The sequence below is a fragment of the Treponema sp. R8-4-B8 genome (assembly GCF_054786175.1).
This window is the reverse complement of sequence record NZ_BDHE01000177.1, coordinates 1-768: the sequence shown is the minus strand read 5'-3', so window position 1 is coordinate 768 and position 768 is coordinate 1. Positions and strand designations below refer to the sequence as shown.

The 768-nt window shown below is 49.1% G+C and carries 2 protein-coding genes; one reads left to right on the top strand and one right to left on the bottom strand.

Features of this window, described 5'->3' with window-relative positions; genetic code table 11:
- A partial coding sequence (locus ACYVRA_RS07720; RefSeq protein ID WP_461252157.1) for a hypothetical protein occupies positions 1–271 on the bottom strand: 271 nt, incomplete at its 3' end.
- 102 nt (positions 272–373) lie between these two features.
- Here ACYVRA_RS07720 and ACYVRA_RS07715 point away from each other — a divergent pair.
- Positions 374–556: a hypothetical protein gene (locus ACYVRA_RS07715; RefSeq protein WP_461252156.1), complete on the top strand. Its 183-nt coding sequence runs from the start codon at positions 374–376 to the stop codon at positions 554–556.
- Positions 557–768 lie beyond the last annotated feature (212 nt).

Below are 768 nucleotides of genomic sequence, written 5' to 3'. Positions count from 1 at the left end.
TACATAACCACTCATTCATCATATTTTCTAACTCTCTGTTAATTAGGAAATAGCCTGCTGCTACCCCGTACTTTTCTATAGTTTTCATTATAACTCGCTCAAAGAACGTTTTATTAGTACACGCTTTTTTCATATCTTCGCCCAAAGACGTATTTCTTGCCCCGTCACCCCTCTTTAGGCTAACAAAGCGTCCGTCCGACGTTACTACACGAGTCTCATAGCCGTCATCCTCAATAAATGATATTACATCCCCCGCAGAAAGATTACACATACCGTTATGACTGTCTCTTATACACATCTAGATGTGTATAAGAGACAGGAACTAGCGTTTTGGGGCACCCCTGAAACTATGTGGGGTTTTTTAAGGTCAGTAATGCGTCCCGGCGAGGAACCGGATGGTTACGATGACAGACATTGTTTTGAGTTTGCGGAGGCGCTCGCGGAGAATATAGGTGAAGCTGGCGAGACCCTGCGTGCCGAACTCCTGAAAATGAAAGGCGTCTCGGAAACCGCGCCCGAGCCGGAGGCGGCCGTTCAGGAGTTGGTCGAGGTCTGAAATATCAATCCGCCGAATCGTTAAGCCGATCACACCGTCATGCCCCGACTAAAAACGCCTCGTCGATCAGCATGATGGGAATATCCTCCCGAATGGGGTACAGATACTTCCCGTCTTCGCGCAGCAGGCCGCCGTCGATCGATTCCTTTACCGCGGTGCCAGCGCGATTGACTACCGTTCCGGATTTGATGCCGTCGTTGATCTTTTGGACG

What these genes read in the sequence shown, in the direction of transcription:
- ACYVRA_RS07715 (WP_461252156.1), top strand. Translation starts at nt 374, where the DNA reads ATGCGTCCCGGCGAGGAACCGGATGGTTACGATGACAGACATTGTTTT.